The sequence below is a fragment of the Kineococcus aridisoli genome, from assembly GCF_050871885.1.
In the GTDB taxonomy this organism is placed as follows: Bacteria; Actinomycetota; Actinomycetes; order Actinomycetales; family Kineococcaceae; genus Kineococcus.
The window spans coordinates 12,874-29,917 of sequence record NZ_JBJLSF010000011.1 but is presented as its reverse complement, the minus strand read 5'-3'; the positions used below and the strand labels follow the sequence as shown (position 1 = coordinate 29,917).

At 75.3% G+C, this 17,044-nt stretch carries 13 protein-coding genes; 6 read left to right on the top strand and 7 right to left on the bottom strand.

The annotated features are described in order from the left end of the window. The first annotated feature begins 40 nt into the window (after positions 1 to 40). From ACRYM2_RS05095 to ACRYM2_RS05080, 4 genes are read left to right on the top strand one after another with little or no spacing between them, the layout of a single operon-like run. Positions 41 to 865 (top strand): WecB/TagA/CpsF family glycosyltransferase, encoded by an 825-nt coding sequence (locus tag ACRYM2_RS05095; protein ID WP_432520372.1) that lies wholly within the window; start codon positions 41 to 43, stop codon positions 863 to 865. Next, positions 862 to 1,815, top strand: a complete 954-nt coding sequence (locus ACRYM2_RS05090; RefSeq protein ID WP_432520371.1) for a glycosyltransferase family 2 protein — start codon at positions 862 to 864, stop codon at positions 1,813 to 1,815. Before ACRYM2_RS05095 ends, ACRYM2_RS05090 begins: the two co-directional genes overlap by 4 nt. 17 nt (positions 1,816 to 1,832) lie before the next feature. Further along, positions 1,833 to 2,753, top strand: coding sequence for a glycosyltransferase (locus ACRYM2_RS05085; protein ID WP_432520369.1), 921 nt, complete (start codon positions 1,833 to 1,835; stop codon positions 2,751 to 2,753). After that, positions 2,750 to 3,916 (top strand): glycosyltransferase, encoded by a 1,167-nt coding sequence (locus ACRYM2_RS05080; protein WP_490055056.1) that lies wholly within the window; start codon positions 2,750 to 2,752, stop codon positions 3,914 to 3,916. The genes ACRYM2_RS05085 and ACRYM2_RS05080 overlap by 4 nt, the downstream gene beginning before the upstream one ends. A gap of 32 nt (positions 3,917 to 3,948) precedes the next feature. Here ACRYM2_RS05080 and ACRYM2_RS05075 read toward each other — a convergent pair whose 3' ends face one another. Next, positions 3,949 to 5,232, bottom strand: coding sequence for a glycosyltransferase family 4 protein (locus tag ACRYM2_RS05075; RefSeq protein ID WP_432520367.1), 1,284 nt, complete (start codon positions 5,230 to 5,232; stop codon positions 3,949 to 3,951). A gap of 124 nt (positions 5,233 to 5,356) precedes the next feature. Between ACRYM2_RS05075 and ACRYM2_RS05070 the strand changes: the two genes are divergently transcribed. After that, positions 5,357 to 6,247, top strand: a complete 891-nt coding sequence (locus ACRYM2_RS05070) for a glycosyltransferase family 2 protein (protein WP_432520366.1) — start codon at positions 5,357 to 5,359, stop codon at positions 6,245 to 6,247. Then, positions 6,240 to 7,154, top strand: coding sequence for a glycosyltransferase family 2 protein (locus ACRYM2_RS05065; protein WP_432520427.1), 915 nt, complete (start codon positions 6,240 to 6,242; stop codon positions 7,152 to 7,154). The genes ACRYM2_RS05070 and ACRYM2_RS05065 overlap by 8 nt, the downstream gene beginning before the upstream one ends. A 24-nt stretch (positions 7,155 to 7,178) precedes the next feature. On the opposite strand, the gene ACRYM2_RS05060 is transcribed toward ACRYM2_RS05065, so the two are convergent. The 6 genes from ACRYM2_RS05060 to ACRYM2_RS05035 all read right to left on the bottom strand — a co-directional run bounded on the left by ACRYM2_RS05060 (position 7,179) and on the right by ACRYM2_RS05035 (position 17,030). Continuing rightward, positions 7,179 to 8,267, bottom strand: a complete 1,089-nt coding sequence (locus ACRYM2_RS05060) for a DUF4124 domain-containing protein (protein ID WP_432520365.1) — start codon at positions 8,265 to 8,267, stop codon at positions 7,179 to 7,181. 1,540 nt (positions 8,268 to 9,807) lie between these two features. After that, the gene (locus ACRYM2_RS05055) at positions 9,808 to 10,554 is read right to left on the bottom strand and encodes an acyltransferase (RefSeq protein WP_432520363.1); all 747 of its coding nucleotides are present in this window, start codon (positions 10,552 to 10,554) and stop codon (positions 9,808 to 9,810) included. A gap of 45 nt (positions 10,555 to 10,599) precedes the next feature. Continuing rightward, positions 10,600 to 11,910, bottom strand: coding sequence for an O-antigen ligase family protein (locus tag ACRYM2_RS05050; protein ID WP_432520362.1), 1,311 nt, complete (start codon positions 11,908 to 11,910; stop codon positions 10,600 to 10,602). A gap of 10 nt (positions 11,911 to 11,920) precedes the next feature. After that, positions 11,921 to 12,832 carry a hypothetical protein gene (locus ACRYM2_RS05045; protein ID WP_432520360.1) on the bottom strand — a complete coding sequence of 304 codons (912 nt, stop codon included), beginning with the start codon at positions 12,830 to 12,832 and terminating at the stop codon, positions 11,921 to 11,923. A gap of 257 nt (positions 12,833 to 13,089) precedes the next feature. Continuing rightward, the gene (locus tag ACRYM2_RS05040) at positions 13,090 to 15,747 is read right to left on the bottom strand and encodes an NPCBM/NEW2 domain-containing protein (protein WP_432520359.1); all 2,658 of its coding nucleotides are present in this window, start codon (positions 15,745 to 15,747) and stop codon (positions 13,090 to 13,092) included. Between the two features lie 419 nt (positions 15,748 to 16,166). Then, positions 16,167 to 17,030, bottom strand: coding sequence for a beta-1,6-N-acetylglucosaminyltransferase (locus ACRYM2_RS05035; protein ID WP_432520358.1), 864 nt, complete (start codon positions 17,028 to 17,030; stop codon positions 16,167 to 16,169). Between the last annotated feature and the right edge of the window lie 14 nt (positions 17,031 to 17,044).

Genomic DNA, 17,044 nt, shown 5'->3' with positions numbered 1-17,044 from the left:
CGACTCGTCCGCTCTTCACTCCATCCCATCGCTACGCTCCGTGAGCGCGGGGACTCGCACGGCGAACATCCGTGGGGAGACCGACCCGTCTGCGGCCCGCCAGCAGATCACCGTCGACGACATCGCCTTCGACGCCCTGCGCGAGCAGGAGGTCGTCGCGCACGTGATGGCCGCCCTCGACGCGGGCCGCGGGGGCAACCTCATCACGCCCAACGTGGACATCCTGCGGCAGCTGCGCCGGCCGCAGCTGCGCGACCTCGCCGAGCAAGCCGAGCTCGTCGTGCCCGACGGCATGCCCATCGTGTGGGCGAGCAGGCTGCAGGGCGAGGAGCTGCCCGAACGCGTCACCGGCTCCTCGCTCATCTGGTCGATCTCGGCGGCGGCGGCCGAGTCCGACCGGACGCTGTACCTGCTCGGCGGCGCGGAGGGGATCGCCGAGCGGGCAGCGGACCGGCTGACCGAGGAGTTCGCCGACCTGCGGATGGCCGGCTGGGACTGCCCGCCCTTCGGCTTCGAGCGCGACGCCCGGGTGCTCGAGCAGGTCGTGGGGGCCGTCGTCGAGGCGAAGCCCGACATCGTCTTCGTGGCGCTGGGCTTCCCCAAGCAGGAGCGGCTCATGCAGCTGCTGCGCGAGCACCTGCCCTCGACCTGGTTCATCGGCTGCGGCGGGACCCTGACCATGGTCGCCGGGGAGGTCTCGCGCGCTCCGGTGTGGATCCAGCGCAGCGGGCTGGAGTGGGTGCACCGGCTGGCGATGGAACCGCGGCGGATGGCCAAGCGCTACCTCGTGCACGACCTGCCGTACGCGGCGGGGCTGATGGCCCGCTCGGTCGCGCGGCGCACGAGCGCGCGGCGCGCGGCGTGAGCGCCGACCTGCGGGCCACGACCGCCCCGGTCGTCCGCGGGCGGCAGGACCCGCCGGCGTGGCCGGCCGTCACGGTCGTCGTGCCCGTCCACGGCGACCGCGGGGAGCTGGAGGGGACCACGCGGGCGCTGGCCGCGCAGGACTACCCGGGCCCGCTCGACGTCGTGCTCGTCGACAACGGCGACAACGTCGGCCTGGAGCGCAGCGCCGGCGCGCTGCCCTCGGTCCAGCTCGTGCGCGAGAGCACGCCCGGCTCCTACGCGGCGCGCAACGCCGCCCTGGCCGTCGCGGCGGGGGAGGTGCTCGCGTTCACCGACGCGGACTGCCTGCCCGAGCCCGGGTGGCTGCGCGAGGGCGTCTCGGCCCTGCTGGCCCAGCAGCAGCCGGCGTTCGTCGGCGGTGCCGTCCGCCTCTTCGCCCGCGACCCCGAGCGGCCCACGCTCGCGGAGCTGTGGGACGTGCTGAACTTCCTGCAGCAGGAGGACTACGTCCGCACCCAGGGGTGGGCGGCCACGGCGAACCTGCTGGTGCTGCGCCCGACCTTCGAGCGGGTCGGCGCCTTCGACGAGCGGCTCAAGAGCGGCGGCGACCGCGAGTGGGGCGAGCGCGCCTCCCGCCTGGGCGTGCGGGCCGTCTACTGCCCGCAGGCCGTCGTGCGCCACCCGGCCCGGGCGCGGATGGCCGAGCTGCAGGGCAAGGCCCGCCGCGTGGCCCGCGGTGACGTGGAGAACCGCCGCCGCAGCGGGCGGCCGGCCTTCGACCCCGGTGTGGTGCGGGCCAGCCTGAACCCCAGCCCGCGCTCGACCCTGCGCCGCTCCGGCGACCTGCCGCACCCCAGCCCGCGCAACCGCGCGCGCTACGTCGCGGTCGCCCTGTGGATGCGCTACTACACCTTCGGCGCGAAGCTGACGTGCGCCGTGCGCACGCGGGGGAGCGGGCAGCGACCGTGACGACCCAGGAGGCAGCAGTGAGCACGACCACGGGGACCGGCCGCGAGGGGACCGGCGTGCCGGACCCGCTGGCGCAGCCCGACGTCTCGGTCGTCATCCCCGCGCTCAACGCCGCCCGCACGCTCGGCGTGCAGCTGGACGCGCTCGCGGCCCAGCGGACCTCGCGGACCTTCGAGGTCCTCGTGGCGGACAACGGCTCCACCGACGGCACCCGCGAGCTCGTGGACGGCTACCGCGACCGCCTGCCGGGGCTGCGCTGGATCGACGCCAGCGCGCGGACCGGCTCGAACGTGGCGCGCAACACCGGCATCGCGGCCGCCCGCTCGGACCTGGTGCTGCTGTGCGACGCCGACGACGAGGTCGACCCGCGGTGGGTGGAGACGATGGCCGACGCCCTCGAGGAGGCCGACGGCGTCGGCGGCCGCCTGGACCGCCTCAAGCTCAACGACGCCTACGTGCAGGCGTGGGGGACGCCGCACGGGCACAACGGGGTGGTCCCCCAGCTGGGCTTCCTGCCCCGGCCCATCGGCGCCAACGCCGGGCTGCGCAAGTCGGTGTGGGAGCGCCTCGGCGGGTTCGACGAGACCTACGTGCGCGGCGGCACCGAGACGGAGTTCTTCTGGCGCCTGCAGCTGGAGGGGTTCTCCCTCGTGGAGGCCGCCGACTCCCTCGTGCACTACCGGATGCGTTCCAGCTTCCGCGCCGGGGTGCGGCAGATGTACGTCTGGGGGCGCCAGGCGCCGATGCTCTACCGCGACTTCCGCCGCCACGGGATGACCTGGGACGCGCGCGAGTCGCTGCGCCGGCTGCGCTGGCTGCTCGTGACGGCTCCCCGGGCCTACCGCGGCCGCGAGGTCCGCTACCAGCTGGCGCGGGAGGCGGCCTACCGCGCCGGCCGCGTCGTCGGCAGCGTCAAGTTCCGGGTGGTGTACCTCTGAGCGCACCGGCGGCCCCTGCGGGCGGCGACGTCGCCGTCTACCGGCGCGTCTTCCTCAACCGGTCGGAGACCTTCGTCCGCGACCACCTGCTGTCGCTGCAGCGGTGGCGGCCGACGGCGCTGACCTCCTGGCGCGCCCCGGACGCGCTGGAGGTCCCCGGCGTCCCCGTGCGGGAGGCGCGCGAGCACCCGCTCGTCGCCCGCGTGCGCTCCCGCCTGCCCGAGCGCGTCGCGGGCAGCCCGCAGCAGGGCCAGGAGCGGCAGCTGCGCTCCGCGCTGCGCCGGTTGCGGCCCGACGTCCTGCACGTCCACTTCGGCACCGACGCCGCCGTCGTCAGCGAGGTGGCCGCGCAGCTGGGCATCCCGCTCGTGGTCACCTGGCACGGCTACGACGCGACGCTGCACGACGAGGCCCTCGCCGGCTCACCCTCCGGGCGCTTGCTGCTGGAACGCCGCGCGCAGCTGCTGGCCTCCTCCGCCGGCACCATCGCCGTCAGCGGCTTCATCGCCGCCGAGCTCACCCGCAGGGGCGCCGACCCCGGGGCGATCGACGTCATCGCCTGCGGGGTCGACACCGAGCGCGTGGTCGCCACGCCCCCGCCGGCCGGGGGCGGGCTGCTCTTCGTCGGCCGGCTCGTGGAGAAGAAGGGGCTCGCCGACCTGCTGGAGGCCCTGGCCGGCCTGGCCTCGCCGCCGCCGCTCACCGTCGTCGGCGACGGCCCGCTGCGCGAGCGCCTGGAGCAGCGGGCCCGCGACCTGCGGGTCGACGTGCGCTTCCTGGGGACGCGCACCAGCGACGAGGTGCGCGCCGCCATGCGCGAGGCCCAGGCCGTCGTCATCCCCTCCCGCCGCGCCGCGAACGGCGACTGCGAGGGGCTGCCGGTGGTGAGCCTGGAGGCCGCCGCGTCGGGGCGCCCGGTCGTCGCCTACGCGCACTCCGGGCTGGTCGAGTCGGTCCTGGACGGCACGACCGGCCTGCTCGCCCCCGAGGGGGACGTGGCCGCCCTGGCGGCCGCCGTCGAGAAGCTGGGCGCCGACGCCGACCTGAGGGCGGCGTTCGGCCTGGCCGCGCGCGAGCACGCCGTGCGCTCCTTCGACATCCGCGTCACGACGGCGCGCATCGAGCAGGTCTACGACCGGGCGCGCGCCGCCGGCGGCTCCTGAGCCGCGGGTCCCGACGCCTCGGACCCCGGGCCTCAGATCCCGACGACGTCCCGCAACCGCCGGACGTTGAGCTCCGCCCCGAACTCCTCGGCGACGCGGCGGCGACCCCGCCGCCCCAGCTCGGCCCGCTCCTGCGGGGAGGCGGCCGCCAGCTCGCGCAGCACCCGCGCCAGCTCGTCCGCCCGCCCCGGCGGCACGAGCCGGCCGCTGACGCCGTCCTGGACGAGCTCGGGGATGCCCGCGATCGGGCTGGTCACGACGGGCAGGGCGGTGGCCATCGCCTCCATGAGGACGACGGGGACGCCCTCGGCGAAGCTCGGCAGGCAGAACGCGTCCGCCCAGGCGTACTGCTCGGGCAGGTCCTCGTTGCCCACCGGGCCGAGCAGCTCCACGACGTCCGCGGTGCCCTGCCGGCGCACCTGCGCGGCGAGGTCGTCGGCCAGCGGTCCGGCGCCCACCAGGCGCACCCGCACGTCGAGCGGGTCGGGGCCGCCGCGCAGGGCGGCGACGGCGTCCAGCAGGACCGAGGGGCCCTTCTCCGGCACGAGGCGGCCGACGAACAGCACCCGCAGCGGGCCGGCCGCTCGCGCGGCCCGCTCGGCGGAGCGGTCGGCGAACCGGTCCACGTCGACGGCCATCCGCACCACGCCCAGCTTCCGCCAGTGCTCGGGCGGGGTGTGCCGCATCAGCTGACCCCGGCAGAAGTCGCTGATGCAGGCCACGGCGTCCGCCGAGCGCACCTTCGCGGGCAGGTCGAAGGCGTCGACGGCCTCGAACTCCGTGGGGCCGTGCATCGACATCGTCCAGCGCCAGCCGCTGTCCGGGCCGTCCTGGGCGCGGCCCAGGGCGACGACCAGGCGCGCCACGTCGGCGCCGTTGTTGGCGAAGTGCACGTGCAGGTGGCGCAGGCCCCGCCGGCGCATCTCCTCCAGCAGCACGAGCGCCTCGGCGAGGTAGAAGCCCTGCCACAGCCGCCCGCGCGCCCCGCCCGGACCGGACCGCGCGGCCAGCAGCGCACCGGTGGCCAGCGCCCGCGGCCGGCGCAGCGAGGCCGCGGCCGTGCCCGCCAGCTCGCGCGCCCGGGCGCGGTCGAGCAGCACGGTCGTGCCCGCCGCCTCCCGCCGGCTGCGCGCCGAGCGGTGCTGCGCGGCGGTGGTGGGCCGCACCGAGAAGGTGTGCACCTGCACGCCCCGGGCCCGCAGCGCCTCGACCTCGTTCTCGATAAAGGCGTGCGAGAGCGTGGGGTACTCGCTGACGAGGTAGGCGACGGCGGGAGCGTCGGGGGAGGGGGTGGGCGGTCCCGGGGGCGAGGCCATGGGCGCACCCTAACGGGCGTGGCCGGTGACCAAGCGCGCCTCTGCCGTCACGGGACGTCGCGCTACCATGCGGCGACTCGTGGTCGTGAGCCGACGGCCCAGACCTGAGGAGGACCGGACGCACGTGGTGCCCCCCGTCGTCAGCATCGTCATCCGCACGTACAACTCCGCTGCCACGCTGACCGCGACCATCGACTCGGTGCGGGCCCAGAGCCTGCCCGTGGAGGTCGTCGTCGTCGACTCGGGGTCCACGGACGACACGCTGCGCATCGCGCAGGAGCGCGCCGAGCGGCTGGTGGGCATCCCGCACGAGGAGTTCTCCTACGGAGGGGCCCTCAACGCGGGGGCGCAGGCGGCCACCACGCCCTTCTGCGGCGCGCTGTCCAGCCACACCGTCCTGCCCCGCCCGGACTGGGTCGAGATCGGGCTGGAGCACCTGCAGGCGGGGGCCGTCGCCGTCTGCGGGGGCGAGGTGGACGGGGAGAACCGGCCGCTCACGGCCCCGCTGCGCGCGGACGCGGACTACCTCGGCCGGTACCGCTACTGGGGGTTCACCAACACGGCCAGCATGTGGCGTTCGGAGGTCTGGCGGGCGCACCCCTTCGACGACTCGCTCGTGGCCACCGAGGACCAGGAGTGGTCGTGGCGGGCCGTCACCGGCGGCCGGCACCTCGTCGTCGACCCGCGCCTGACCGTCAGCGGCAGCCACCGCCGCGGCGCCGGGGTGCGGGCCTACCACCACCGGATGGTCAGGGAGATCCGCGCGCTGGAGCACGTGCGGCCGCTGGGGCCCTACCCGGCGACGCAGGCGCTCGCCGACTGGGTGCGCCACGCCCCTTCGGACCCGTTCGTCTCGCCCACCCGCCGCTTCGGGCGCACCCGGGCGCTGGACATCGTCGCGCGCTGGGAGGCCGGTCGGCAGGGGCGGCGCGGCCGCGTGCCCCAGCCGCGCCTGACCCCGCGCGCCGCGCCCCGGCGCGGCACGGACGGGGAGGACGTGCGTGCCGATGCGTGAGGAGGTCCCCGCCGCGCCCGCCGCCTCCCCGGCCGGCCGGCGGCCGCGGTCGGCGGCGGTGATCCCGGTGCGCGGCCACGCCGCCCTGCTGGAGGGCGCGCTGGAGGCGCTGGCGGCGCAGACGGTCCCCGTCGACGAGGTCGTCGTCGTCGACGACTCCCCGGAACCCGTGCTGGTGCTGGACGCGCCCGTGCGCGTGGTCCACAGCGCGGGGGCGGGCCCCTACGCGGCCCGCAACCTCGGGGTGGCGGCCACCGACGCCGAGGTCGTCCTCTTCCTCGACGCGCGCAGCCGGCCCCGGCCGGACTGGGTGCAGCGGACGCTGGAGCGCTTCGCCGACGAGCAGGTGGGCATCGTCGGCTCCGACACGCTGGTGCGCGGTGGGGACTCCCTCGCCGAGCGCGCCAGCGAGGTGCAGCAGTTCAGCCGGCTGGACAAGTACGTCGCGAAGCCCTTCTTCCTGCCGTACCTGCCGACGTGCAACCTCGCGGTGCGCCGCAGCGACTTCGACGCCGTGGACGGTTTCTCCACCGTCCGCAGCGGCGGCGACGCCGACCTGTGCTGGCGGTTGCAGGTCGCCACCGGGCACCGCCTGGACGTGGTGCCCGACGTCCTCATGGAGTGGGTGCCGCGCAGCGAGGCCCGCCAGCTGCTGGAGCAGAACTACCGCTACGGCAAGAGCCACCACGGCCTGCGCCGCGACTGGTCCGACCGCGGGCTCGACGTGGTGGCCCCGCTGCCGGCGTGGCGGCTCGTCGTGCGCACCGGGCGGGCCGCCCTGCGCTTCGGCGCGGCCCTGCCGCGCGGGGGGCGCGCCCGGGCCGAGCGGTTCGTCGCGCTGGCCGGGGCCTGCTACGACTGGGGCTACTGGAGCGCGCACCGCCGCGGCCGCGCCCAGCGCGGCTGAGCGGGCGGCCGGCGGCGCGGGCGGTCAGGGCTTGCCGTAGTTCATCGGCAGCGCCTGCAGCCGCTCCCACGGGAAACCGCGCATGACCTCGTAGTGCGGGGTGCCGCCCATGAGCTTCGTCCACGGGTCGACCCCGGTGGCGGCCTTGACCGCCGAGCCGCTCTCCGCGGTCAGCGCCACGGCTCCGGCCTTGTCGGTGACGATGAACCCGTACTTCTGCGCCGCGCGCGCCACCATCTTCGCGATGGGCGTGAGGTTCAGCGCCTCGACGTCCACGCTCGGGTCGAGCCGGAAGCGCAGCCCCTCGGGGATGGCGTTCGGGTCGGTGGAGAAGCCGTCGCTGCGCTGGGCCGGCCAGCTGAAGGTCGTCCACTTCGCCGGCCAGACGACCTGCAGCGACAGCGCGTGGTCGATGGAACCGGCCTGGACGTCCTTGATGCCGACGGCGCCCGCCGAGAAGGACAGCCCGGTCGCCGCGACGCCGAAGCCGTCGGAGAAGTAGCCGGGGCTGGTGGAGACGCGGTCGATGCGCCCGCCCCAGCAGGCCTGCCACCGGCCGCCGACCCGCTTGGCCTGCCAGAACTCCCACAGCTGGTCCGTGGCCGCGGAGTAGATCGTCAGCTGACCGTCGCTGCCGCGCGCGGGGACCGCGTCGTCGGGGATCGGCACGGCGGTGAACTGCCCCCCGGGGCCCAGCAGCCCCTTGGGCGTGTAGGTCTTCTTCTGGCAGTTGTCCCACGCCACGTCGACCCGCGGCTGGGTCGCGGCGACGGAGTAGACGTTCGTGCTGTAGTTGCTGACGTTGAAGGCGGCGACCCCGTTGTAGAGGGTGCTCACCTGCTCGTGCAGCCCCGCCACCAGCGCCCGCGAGTTCGGGTTCACCGGGGCCGAGCGGACGTCCTGCCGCCAGACGCTGGTCGGCCCGAACAGCCCGCCGCGCGGTCCGCTGACGTCGGCGCCCACGGGGAAGGAGGGCCGTCCGGAGACCGCCCGCTCCTGGCGGGGCACGACGGGCGAGGCCGCGGAGGCCGCACCGGGCACCACCACCGTCGCCACGGCCAGCGCGGCCGCTGCGGCGGCGGCGCTGAGGAGGGATCGACGGGAGGTGCGCACGGGAGGGCTCCTTCGGGGTGCGGTGTCTGCTGCGGTCGCACCCTCTGGATCGGCCACCGGGGACCGGTTGTTGTGCTCCTGTCCACGGTGCGGCGCCGCCTCCACCGGAACGGGGCAACGGTGCCCGGGGGCTCGTCACAGCGCGTGTCCCGACCACCCGCGACGGACGTCCCGGAGCGCCTCCGGATGGAGCAGCGGGTGACTCCTCACCCGCGGTGAGCGGAACGCCGGCCCGGGTGCGCCCGAACGGCTCAACCGGCGCGGCCCGGCGCTGCGGAGCGTGCCGGCACGGCCCGCCGGCGGTGCCCGCCGACCCGGACGGGTGCACGGACGGGTGCCCACGGGGGTGGCTCGGTGCCCGCGGGGCACCGGCGGCGGACGCCGCCGCCGCCCCCTCGTAGGGTGGGCGGCGACGACCACGGGACGACCCCCTCAGGAGGCCCACCACCGTGCGCTACCCCGGTCAGCCCCCCGTCCCCGCCCACCCCGGCAGGAGGCGCCGGCTCGCGTGGCTGGCCCTGTCCGCCGGGGTCCTGGTGCTGGTGCTCGTCGCGCTGCTGGTGCTGCGGGACCCGGACGACGGCGGGCGGGCACCCGCGGGCCCCACGTCCGCCGCGCCGTCACCCCGGGAGCCGGTCCCCGTCCCGGGGGACTACCCCTTCGGCGAGCGCAGCGTCTGGCGCCAGGACGTCTCGGCCGCTCCGCTCAACGAGCGCTCCGAGCAGATGGTGGAGCACCTGGTGGAGCAGGTGGAGGAGCACTACGACGGGGTGGCGGCCTTCAACGTCAGCAACTACAGCACGTCCTTCTACGTCGTCGGGCCGGACCAGCCGCGGGTCGACGTGGCCTTCGACGACTGCCAGGACAAGGGCTACGTCCCGGACGGCCTGCGGGGCCCGGACGGGCAGTTCGCCAACGTCCCGATCCCCGACGACGCGGTCCCCGCGCGCGGCTGGGACGGCCAGCTGACCGTCTACCAGCCCTCCACGGACCGGCTGTGGGAGTTCTGGCGGGCGGAGCGGGTGGACGACGGCTGGCAGGCGTGCTGGGGCGGGCGGCTCGACGACGTCTCGCGCAGCCGCGGCTACTTCGGCGGCGGGTTCGGCTCGAGCGCCAGCGGGCTGGCGATCTCCGGGGGGATGGTCCGCGTCGACGACGTCCGGGCGGGGCGGATCGACCACGCGCTGGCGCTGCAGATCGTGGAGCCGAAGTCGTGGGAGCACGTCAGCTGGCCCGCCCAGCGCAGCGACGGCTTCAGCGACGACCCGGACGCCATCCCCGAGGGCCTGCGGCTGCGGCTCGACCCGAACGTGGACGTGGACGCGCTCGACCTCACGCCCGTGGCGCGCATGGTCGCCGAGGCGGCGCAGCGGTACGGCTTCATCGTCGTCGACAAGGCCGGGGCCGTGGCCGTCTCGGCGGAGACGGGCCGGCTGACCCAGGGGGCCGTCAACCCCTGGGACGAGCTGCTGGAGGGGGTGCCGCACTACGAGGTGATGGCCGGCTTCCCCTGGGAGGACCTGCAGGCGCTGCCGGAGGACTACGGTCGCCCGCGCCCGCGGAGCACCGCCTCCGCCTCGGAGGCCTCCGCGGCCGCGACGGCCGCACCGACCTCGGCGGCCTCCGCGACGGCCGCACCGACCTCGGCCGCGTCCAGCACCGGCGGCGGCACGGACGGCTGGACGGCCTCGGGGAGCTGATCGCCGCTGCGCCGCCGCTTGACGATGCGCGCCGGGTTCCCGGCGACCACCGTCCACGGCGGCACGTCGGAGACGACGACGGAGCCCGCACCGACGATGCTGCCCTTCCCGATCCGGCGGCCGGGCAGGACGATGCAGCCCGCGCCGATCCAGACGTCGTCCTCGATGACGATGGGGCGGTCCTCGCGGAAGCCCTGCCGGTTCATGGGGACGTCGACCCGGCGGGTCTCGTGGGCGGAGGCGAGCAGGATGCAGCGCGGGCCCATCATGACGTCGGCGCCGATGTGGACGGGACCGATGACGAGGGCGTCCATGCCGATGTCGGAGCGGTCGCCGACGCGCACGCCCTTGCCGGAGCCGAACCAGGCCCCGTGCTCGATGTTCACGTCCGCACCGCACTCGTCGAGCATCCAGCGGGCCGTCAGCGCGCGGGCGCGCCGCGCGATCCCGCCGCCCGGGCGCGGTGACCAGGGCAGGTGCCGGCCCACGCCCAGGTAGGCGGCCGCGGCCGCCAGCCGCTGCGCCCGCCGGACGCCCGCGCTCCCCGCCGCCGGGGACGCCCCCTGCGGTGCCGCGCCTTCGCTCACGCCAGTTCCTGTTCTCGAAACCGCCGATCCGTCGCGGATCGTCGACTACCGCTCACTCGGAGTCCGTGGAGTGGAAACGTACGGGATGAGCGCGATCCCGGCCAGCAGCCAGGTCAGCGTGTTCGGCAGCGGGTAGGGGACGGGGCTCAGCATGAGCGTGACCCCCCAGACGGCGGTCATCCCGGTGGAGACCGCGCGCCAGCCGGCGAGCTCGGCGTCGGCGTAGCGCCGCTGCAGGACGGCCCGGCAGGGACCCAGCAGGATGCACGCGACGAACAGGGCCGCGCCCGGGATGCCGAGCTCGGCGGCGCGGCTGAGCACCACGTTGTGGACTTCGATCTCGACGTTGGTGATCGGGTAGGTGTCGGCCTGGCGGACCCACTCGGGGGAGACGTCGAGGAACTTCACCCAGCCGACACCGGTGAGCGGCTCCTGCTCGACGATGCGCAGCGCCGCCTCGTTGGTGTTGTAGCGGTCGAGCACCGAGCGGGAGGTCCCCGCGCGCTCCAGCACGCTCGCCTGCAGCCCGGGGACGACCGCGAGCGCCACGGCGACCGCGCCGGCCCCGCCCGCCAGCGCGACGGGGATGTACCGGCGCAGCCCCGGCGTGGTGATCATCACGACGAGGGCGCCGAGGACGAGCCCGACCCACACCGACCGCGTCAGGGACATCAGGACCCCGCCGGCGCTCAGCAGGGCCACCACGAGGCTCAGCAGGCGCCAGGCCCCCCGGAAGCGGGAGACCGCCAGCGCCGCGGCGAAGAAGCACGCCGCGCACGCCATGCCCATCGCCTCCGAGGCGGCGAAGGGACCGCGCGCCCGGCCGAACTGGATGCCCACGCTCCGGTCGCCGATGTAGGAGGGGAAGACCAGGGACCACATCTTCAGCGTCTCCAGCACCGCCGTGACGCCCAGGTACAGCCCGAGCAGCACGAGGGTCTTCAGCAGCAGGGCGCGGTGCGCCGGCCGGGCGAAGACGACCGGTGCCAGGCAGAACATCACGAACGGCACGAGCAGCCGGTCCAGCAGCGCGAAGAGGCCGTAGGTGTTCAGCAGGGTGCCGTGCCCCGCCGCGGAGAGCGTCGCCAGGGCGAGCAGCGCGACCATGGCCACGTGCACCGGGCGCAGCAGCAGGCGCCGCTGCTTCCACGCCCAGGGGTCCAGGGCCAGCAGGAGGACACCACCGGCGAAGGCGATGCGGTCCAGCCCCAGCGGCACCCCCAGCCGGTCCCAGTGGCCGGAGAAGATGTTGAAGACGATCGTCGCCAGGAAGCACCAGACGTAGGCGGGGGTCGACGTCAGCGCCGGGGCGTCCGCCCCGGCTGCGCGGACGGTGCCCGGTGCAGCGCTCGCCACGGTCAGCGCCTCACAGGCGCTGCGCGGAGGAGGCGACCGAGGACGCCGCCCGCGGCCTGCCGTCCTCGTCCAGGTGCAGCGCAGCCGTGCCGGCACCCGCCGCGGCGTCCGCCCCGGTCCCGTGCCGGCGCTTGCGGCGCTCCAGGACGGTGGCCAGCAGCAGGGCGAGCAGGCCGCCGACGCCGACGCCGGCGAGGACGTCGCGCTGCAGGGTGCTGGAGAAGTCGGTGCGGGAGATCTGCGCGGCGCGGACGATGGTCAGCCCGCCCGCCGACGGCGTGGCCGCCGCGGAGTTGCGGTACTGGGTCGCCAGCGCCTGCTGCTGGACGGTGAGCACGTCGAGCTCGGTGGCCCGCTGCGCCGCCGCGGTCTGGGCGGCCTCGAGCTCCGCGGGCGTGCCGTCGGCCTGCGCCGCCCCGACGGCCGCGCTCGCCGCCTGGACGGCCTGCTGGGCGGCCTGCACCTGGGCGCTGAGGTCGGTGTAGCGCTGCAGCAGCGCGTCGGGGTTCGCGTAGGAGGCGTTGACCTGGTCGACGAGCTGCTGGGCGATCGTCTGCGCGCCCCGGGTCGCCGCAGCCTCGTCGGCCGCGTCGACCTCGACGAGGATGACGCTGGATCCGGCGATGGGGGAGGCGGAGATCCGCTCGACGGAGTCCGTCTGCTCGCCGAGGACGGGGGTCAGGTCGTTCTGGGCCTGCCGGTCGTTGACGTAGCGCGAGACGTCCGAGGCGAGCTGCTGGGAGGCGTCGGTGTACCCGGCGACGACCCGCGCGTCCAGGCTCTGGCTGCCGACCGCGATGCGCGCCTCACCCGTGTAGGTGGTGGGTGTCGCGTAGGCCGCACCGGCACCGAGGCCTGCGCCCGCCGCGATGAGGAGTGCGGCGAGCTTCCACCGCCTGGCGAGGGCGGTGAGCGGACTCACGGGGGTGTCGGTCACCTGGGCCACTGATGCTGCTCCATCTGGGTCGGCGGGCTCGCTTCGGGTAGTCGGACCGAGGCAGAGAGTACCCACATCGTGCGGTAGGAGCGGTGTCCGCACATCGAACCCTCACGCCGGGATGACGCAGCGTCACCTCGCGTCCCGGCGGGGAGATCAACAGCGACGCACAGTGAGAAGGGAGGGCACCGGCCGCAGCCGGTGCCCTCCCTCGTCGTCCTGTCGAGCGCCCCGCCGGGGGCTCAGGACAGGGTGGCGTCGGCCCAGTCGGCGTGGTCGCCGGTGGTGCCGTTGCCGGCGTCGGTGACCACGAGGCGGATCTCGGTCGCGCCGGAGACGTCGACGCTGAGGGCCTTGGCCGCCTGGCCGCCGCGCAGCACGCCGCTGTCGGCCAGCTTGGTGGTGCCGTTCCAGACCTGGAAGACGACCGAGCCGCTGGTGCCCACCTCGGCGTCCACGCCGACCTCGGCCGTGAAGGTCCGGAACCCGGCCACGGGCACGACGACCTCGGAGGCCGCGTGCACGCCCAGGCCCGTGGCGTAGCTCTTGCCGCCGATCTTCAGGGTGCGGCCGTCACCGGCCTTGATCTCGCCGTTGCTGCGGTCCCTCTCGACCGGGCCCCAGCCGTTGCGCACGGTCCGGAAGGCCGTGGCCGAGACGGGGACGGGCCCGGTGGTCGGCGTCGTGCTGGGCTCGGTGGTCGGGGTGGCGGTGGGCGTGGTGGTCGGGGTGGCGGTGGGCGTGGTGGTCGGGGTGGCGGTGGGCGTGGTGGTCGGGGTGGCGGTGGGCGTGGTGGTCGGGGTCGCGGTCGGCTCAGTGGTGGGGGTCGCGGTGGGGGTCGCGGTGGGCGTGGTGGTGGGGGTGATCAGCTTCGCGTCGCCCCAGTCGGCGTGGTCGCCGGAGGTGCCGTCCCCGCCGTCGGTGACGACGAGGCGGATCTCGGTGGCCCCGGAGACGTCCACGGAGAGCTTGCGCGCGGTCGAGCCGGCCCGGACCACGCCCGTCTCGGCCAGCTTGGTCTCGCCGTTCCAGACCTGGAAGACCGCGGTGCCGCGGGGGAGCACCTCGTCGTCGATGCCGACCTCGGCGCTGAAGGTGCTCGCACCGCCGGTGGGGACGACGATCTCGGAGGCCGCGTGGACGCCGAAGCCCTTGGCGAACGCCTGCCCGGCCACGGTGAGGGTGCCGCCGTCGGTGCCGCTCAGCTCACCGTTGCTGCGGTCGGCCTCGGCCGGGCCCCAGCCGTTGCGGACGACGCGGTAGGCGGTGTCCGAGGCGTACGTGGTGCTCACCGGGACGGTGGGCGCCGTGGTGGGGGGCGTGGTGGGCGTGGGGACCGGGACCGCGCCGGTCGGCGTCAAGAGCCGGGCGTCGGCCCAGTCGGCGTGGTCGCCGGTCTTGCCGTTGCCGGCGTCGGTGACCACGAGGCGGATCTCGGTCGCGCCGGAGACGTCGACGCTGAGGGCCTTGGCCGCCTGGCCGCCGCGCAGCACGCCGCTGTCGGCCAGCTTGGTGGTGCCGTTCCAGACCTGGAAGACGACCGAGCCGCTGGTGCCCACCTCGTTGTCGACACCGACCTTCGCGGTGAAGGTCGTCGCGCCGCGGGTGGGGACGACGACCTCGGACCCGGCGTGGACGCCGAGGCCCTTGGCGTACGTGATGGCGCCGACCTTGAGCTGGCGGCCGTCGCCGGCGGCGATGTCGCCGTTGCTGCGGTCCCTCTCGACCGGGCCCCAGCCGTTGCGCACGGTGCGGAACGCGGTGTCGGACACGTACGTCACGTCCACGCCCTCGGGGTCGTGGTCGGTCCAGACCCCGCCCGCGCTGCCGTCGAGGACCTCGGGCTTGCCGTGGTCCTTGGGCAGGGCCTGCAGGGAGTCCCAGGGGAAGCCCTTCATGATCGAGTAGCTGGGGGTGCTGCCCATGAGCGCCTTCCACGGGTCCACGCCGGTGGCGGCGATCGCGGCGGCGGGGCTCTCGGCGACGACGGCGGTGCAGCCGGCCTTGTCGGTGACGATGAAGCCGTACTCCTGCGCGGCCTTGGCGACCATCTTGGCGATCGGGTGCACCTTCAGCGCGTCCACGTCGATGCTGGGGTCCAGCCGCAGCCGGGTTCCTTCCGGAACCCTGTTCTCGGAGGTGTCGAAGCCGTCGCTGCGCTGGGCGGGGTAGCTGAACTCGTCGGCGCGCCCGGGTGCCTGCAGGTGCAGGGCCAGGGCGTGGTCGATGACACCGGACTGCACGTCCTCGATGCCGATGGTGCCGCCGGCCAGGGCCAGGCCGCTGGCGCTGGCGCCGAAGCTCCCGGCGAAGTACCCGTGGCTCTTGGAGACCTCGTCGATGCGCCCGCCCCAGCAGGCGCTCCAGACGCCGTCGACCTTCTTGGTGACCCAGAACTCCCACAGCTGGTCGGTGGAGGGGGAGTAGACGGTCAGCTGGCTGTCGGTGCCCTTGGCGGGCACGGCGTCGGCGGGGATCGGGACCTGGGTGAACTGCCCGCCCTCCCCGAGCAGGCCGGGCGGCGTGGAACTCTTGCCCTGGCAGTTGTTCCACTGCACGTCGACGCGGGGCTGGTCCGCCGGGACGGTGTAGAAGCTGGTGCTGTACTGGTAGGCGTTGAAGGCCGCGACACCGTCGTACTGGGCGGCGGTCTGCTGGACGACGTTGCTCACCATGCCGGCGCTGTTGGGGTGCAGCGGAGCGGAACTCACGTCGAGCTTCCACGCCGTCCCGCTGGTGAAAACGCCACCGGCGGGCATCCCGATCTCCACCGCCGACGGTGCCGCGGTGCTGCCCGTGGTGGACGAGGCGCTCACGGCGGCGGCGGTGCCGGCGCCCGTGACGGGCACGGCGCAGGCGGTGGCGATGACGAGGGCGGCGGTGAGGCGCTTGCGGATCACGGGAGCTCCAGGTGACGAGTTCTCTTCGACACCCGACCCATCGGGCCCGCCACGGCCCGGCCTTCAACCCGGCGCCGCGGGTTCACCCGGCTGCGGAGTTTCACGCGGCCGATGTCACACGCCGTCCCCCGCCGCCGGGGGAGCGGGTGCCCCGGGCCTCCACTCCTTCGGGTGAGCCGTAGTCGTCGCGCAGCGTGACGATGCGCCCGAACGCCTGTGCAGCCGCCGCGACCCCCTCGCGCAGGGTGATCCACGCCCGACCCGGGGTTCCGCAGCGGGTTCCTCGACGGGTTCCTCGACGGGTTCCTCGACGAGTTCCCAAGGCGACATCGCCGGCCGGGGCGGGGGTGTTTCACCCCGTGTCCCGATCGGGTGGGCACGGGTTCCCCGGCCGGGCCGCGGCCCTGCGGGCGCCGGCCTCAGCCGGGGGCGAGCAGCCGGGTGCGGACCTCCTCGAGGACCCGCGGGTCGGCGTCGAGGTCGAACTTGCGCGCGAAGAACGCCTCCGTGCGCGACAGCGCCGCCACGTCGGCCGACGTGAGCGTGTCCGGGCTGAGCCGGCCCGGCGAGCTCCAGCGCGTGAACGTCAGGTTGGGGCGCACGTCCCAGTCGGTCGGCAGGGCCTTCACGACCGTCTGGAAGAACATCTCGTCGGGTACCCGGACGTGGTGGAAGAAGCGCACGAAGCGGGGGGAGCGGTCGACGAAGTCGAGCACCTGCTCGGCGCACCCGTGCGGCATCGTCCACCACTGCGAGCCCGCGTGCGGGCGCGCGGGGCCCAGGGCCGCGGCGACGTCGCGCCGCGGCAACCGCTCCAGCAACCGGTTCAGCCGGGCCGCGACCCTGCTGTCGCGGTGCCGCGGCGCCACGTACCACCGCTCCAGGCGCGACATCGGCTTGCCGCGCCGCTCGTCCGGCATCGGCCAGCAGTTCATGCGCACCTGACCGGCGGCCAGTTCCCGGTGCAGGGCCGCGATCGGCTTGATCGGCAGGTCGGCGCCGCTGAGGAGCACGTAGTGGTCCGCCGGGAGGGAGCGCACGGCCTGCCGCAGCGCGCTCAGCGTGGCGGCGACCATCCCGAACCCGCCCCAGCGCACCCGGTGCCGGGTCCCGGTGAAGGCGACCGACGGGCCGAGGTCCGCCGCGGCGCGGCGGAAGGGGGCCTCGTCGGCGGCCGCGTCGACGTGGACGACCGCCCGGTCCCCCTCGGCGAGCAGCAGGTGCAGCAGGGACGCCAGCTGCTGCGGCTTGTGGTGGGCCAGCACCAGGTAGGTCACCCGCATGGCGGTGATCCTGG

What these genes read in the sequence shown, in the direction of transcription:
- ACRYM2_RS05075 (WP_432520367.1), bottom strand. Translation starts at nt 5,232, where the DNA reads ATGGCCTCGCCCCCGGGACCGCCCACCCCCTCCCCCGACGCTCCCGCC.
- ACRYM2_RS05065 (WP_432520427.1), top strand. Translation starts at nt 6,240, where the DNA reads ATGCGTGAGGAGGTCCCCGCCGCGCCCGCCGCCTCCCCGGCCGGCCGG.
- ACRYM2_RS05035 (WP_432520358.1), bottom strand. Translation starts at nt 17,030, where the DNA reads ATGCGGGTGACCTACCTGGTGCTGGCCCACCACAAGCCGCAGCAGCTG.